The organism is Metabacillus sp. YM-086, from assembly GCF_048059995.1.
Taxonomy (GTDB): Bacteria; Bacillota; Bacilli; order Bacillales; family Bacillaceae; genus Metabacillus; species Metabacillus litoralis_B.
This window is the reverse complement of sequence record NZ_JBLUOI010000154.1, coordinates 1-3734: the sequence shown is the minus strand read 5'-3', so window position 1 is coordinate 3734 and position 3734 is coordinate 1. Positions and strand designations below refer to the sequence as shown.

The following is a 3734-nucleotide window of genomic DNA, read 5'->3' as shown; positions in this document are numbered from 1 at the left end:
AAGAACCGTCCAGATAAACAAAATCGGTACAACAAGCAAAGTAATCAGTGCCAGCTTGACGTCTAAGAAAAACAAAGCAATTAAAATTCCTGTCATATAAATCCCACTTGTGAAAAAGCTCGCTAATACTTTCACATATAATTCCCTTATCGCCTCTGTGTCGTTTGTTACACGTGAAACAATTTTCCCGGCGGGACGATTGTCGAAATATGAAAGTGGTACTCTTTGAATATGCTCAAATACATCTGTTCTCATTTTTTGGATAATACGGTTGGCTGCCTTTTGTAGCAACAAGGATTTTCCATATTGAAAGAAAGCTGCAACCAAGAGCAACCCTACATAAACGCTTAGAAGAAAAATAATCGGTTTAATTTCAGGCTGATAAAATGCTAACAGCTCTTCTCTTGTTAGTTTATTTACAGGATAGTTGGCAGTTTCATCTCCATTATCAATTGTTAATATTTGGTTATTGATAGACCTCTTTCCATCAAATGTTACATGCTCATCTGTTACATAGAAGGAGCGCCCAACCTGCACAACCTGTATTTGATCTTTACCGACTGATTGATCTGATGTTATATCTGAACTCTTTCTATAATATTTCCCTTGATAGGCAACGGATTGTTCATCTTCCTCTAAAACCTCTACCCACGGCTTTTCAATCCCCATCATGTGGTGGTCAATCATTCTTTTTGCTATAAACGGTCCTGTTAACTCTGCTGCTACTGCAAAGGTTAGCATAGCAAGCGCAATAAAGATTGTTCGTTTATAGTGAAGTGCATATTGAACTAGGCGTTTTCCAGTTGAGGGATTCTTCATTTAGCTCACCTCCCCATATGAATCTGCTTGTTGGCGATCATATTGTTCTTTGTACCATTTTCCCAGCTGAATCAACTGTTCATGTGTTCCCTCTTCAACTATTTTTCCTTCGTCCATCACGATAATCCAATCTGCATGCTGGACAGCCGATAAACGATGGGCAGTAATGAATGTTGTTTTTCCAGCTCGTTCATGACGAATGTTTTCAATAATCTTTGCTTCTGTTTTTCCATCAACCGCCGACATGGAATCATCTAATAAAAGAATTTCAGGATCCTTTATTAGTGCCCGTGCAATTGAGATGCGCTGTTTTTGCCCACCTGATAGGGCTACACCTTTCTCTCCTACAAGAGTGTCTAGGCCTTTTGGGAGAATAGACAAATCAAAGGCTGCTGAATTCAATGCTGACTTAATTTCATCTTCACTAACATTTTCTTTTCCATACTTAAGATTTTCACGGATTGTTCTAGAAAATAAAATTTGTTCCTGTGGCACATAGCCTACCCATGAGTGAATGTCATCAATTAGAATCTCTTCAATTGGTTGACCTGAAACGAGAAGTTTCCCTTCACCTAATGGATACTCTCTTAGCAATTGCTTGAGTAATGTTGTTTTTCCAGACCCTGTTTTTCCAACAACACCGATTGTAGCTCCTCTTTTCACCTGCAAATGAATGTTTTTTAAATTGTCTGTTGTTGAGGTCGGATAACGGAAAGTCACATTGGCAAACTCAATATTTCCTGGTATGGTTACATGCTTAGGACTATTTACATCCTTAACGTCTTCTTCGTAGGCTAGAGTCTCATTTACCCGGTCTAATGAAGCGTTTCCACGCTGTAGAATATTGATTAGTTCTCCAACAGCAAACATTGGCCAAATTAACATTCCAAGGTAAATGTTAAAGCTAACTAATTCTCCTAGAGTAATCAACTGGTTGAACACAAGATATGCACCATAGCCCAAGCCAATCACATAGCTTAAGCCAACAAGTATTTTGATGGTTGGTTCAAACAGTGCATCAACTTTTGCGACAGCGATATTTTTCTCATACACATCCTCTGTCATTTCATTAAACCGCTCTTCATCTGCTTTTTCTTGTACATATGCGCGAATAACTCGCACGCCTGCTATTGATTCCAGGACATTGTCATTCAAATTTCCAAAGGCATCCTGAGCAACAGTAAAACGTTCGTGAATGAGCTTCCCAAAATAGTTAATTGCGATAGCCATTAACGGGAGTGGGATAAGTGCAGCTAGTGTAAGCTTCCAGCTAATCGTGAATCCCATAACAAAAACAATGATAATCATAAACACGGTTGAATCGACCAAGGTTAAAATACCAAACCCGGCTGTTAACGAAATAGCTTTTAAGTCATTTGTTGCTCGTGCCATTAAATCACCGGTACGATTTTTTTCAAAAAATCTCGGTGTCATCGCAAGCAAGTGTTTCATAAAACGGTATCTTAAAATCCGTTCAATTAAATGTGCTCCGCCAAACAATTGATACATCCATACGTAAGTTATCGCATAGCTGACAATGATGAGCGCAATAAAGAAAAACAGAAGCTCACGTAACCGTTCAGCAGTCATCTGACCAAACTGAATATCATCAATGGCTATTCCAATTATCTTTGGTGGAATAACATCTAGAATACTAACGAAGATCAGTAGTGAAATGGCTACTGTGTATCGTTTCCAATATTTATAAAAAAACCAGCTTAATTTTCCTAGTACTGAGAACATTCATATCCCTCCTTTGATATCAAATAAAATGTCTTCAGTTAGCCACCTTCCATCCAATCTAAATAAATACGAACCACCTGTTGTTTTAACATGCTCAAAACTCCTTTCATTTGTAAAAAATATCTATATAAACGGGAAGATACAATACCCGGAATAAACAGAAAAAGGCATTATGCATGTGTAAAGTGCATAATGCCCGAAAAAAGACAATATAAAAACGCACGTCACAATAGTGATGACCTGCGTAGAAAAGTAAGTTAAGTGTTAGATATTTTTAAAGAAAGTTATGGCGGGTCACCTTACAATATGAAATTTTGCTATAGTATCGCACTCTTACAATTTCCATTTTGTAACCCTCCAATTTCTGTAAATTTATTCTTTTTTATTGTATGTTTTTTCAAATCGTACTGTCAACGTTTTTCTGAAATTATTTTCCTGTTCAGTTATATGCTAATTCCTTAAACAATTATGACTAATTATCAACTTTAATCTTAGAAAAGCACTGTGCGCACCTTGTAAGAAGGTTGCCCAACCCTGGGTAGCGTTAAAGTAGACAGCTAACAGAGAAGTTTATTTATTCATACTCGCCAAAAAGTCACCTAAAAGATCACTTAAGTCATCTACTGGTTCATCTTCCTTTGATTCATCCTCTATCGTAGCAGCAACTTCATTTTCTGTAGGGAAGATATCAAAATCAGCAATATCATCTTCAAGTGCATTTACTGCTATACTCTCTTCTTCTTCATTCTCTACCTGATTAACAGAGAAATCTTCCACTTCTACATCCATCGGGGCATTTTCAACTTCCTGTAAATACAAAGCTTCATCTATATCCAGGGAATTACTCGTTAATGAAGCTAATATAGATGTTGCTCTGACTGGATCAGATAATAGTTGATAAACAATACTTCCCATTAGTGCCTCTGAATGAGAGTGTTTTAGCCAATTTCGTTGATCTTTTGATAATTGCTTTGGCAAAGGAAGTGTAATCATTTCTTTCTCTTTTTTTAATGAGCTGCCCACTCCTTCTAATACAAAATCAGCAATTGTACTAGAAAAGTTTCTTTTCTCCGTTTGTTTAAGTTTTTCCAGTTGTCTTACTAAATGATCAGGGGTATCAGAGGGAAGGCGAAAGGTAATAGCCTGTCCCCTTTTTATGGTTGGTGTGCCCT

Annotated in this window: 3 protein-coding genes; all 3 read right to left on the bottom strand. The window is 37.3% G+C overall.

The window, feature by feature from the left end; translation table 11 throughout:
* A partial coding sequence (locus tag ACEWK1_RS27425; RefSeq protein ID WP_416636858.1) for an ABC transporter transmembrane domain-containing protein occupies nt 1-819 on the bottom strand: 819 nt, incomplete at its 3' end.
* The gene (locus tag ACEWK1_RS27420) at nt 820-2562 is read right to left on the bottom strand and encodes an ABC transporter ATP-binding protein (RefSeq protein WP_416636857.1); all 1743 of its coding nucleotides are present in this window, start codon (nt 2560-2562) and stop codon (nt 820-822) included.
* 570 nt (nt 2563-3132) lie between these two features.
* Nucleotides 3133-3720, bottom strand: coding sequence for a hypothetical protein (locus tag ACEWK1_RS27415; protein ID WP_416636859.1), 588 nt, complete (start codon nt 3718-3720; stop codon nt 3133-3135).
* Nucleotides 3721-3734: the final 14 nt, after the last annotated feature.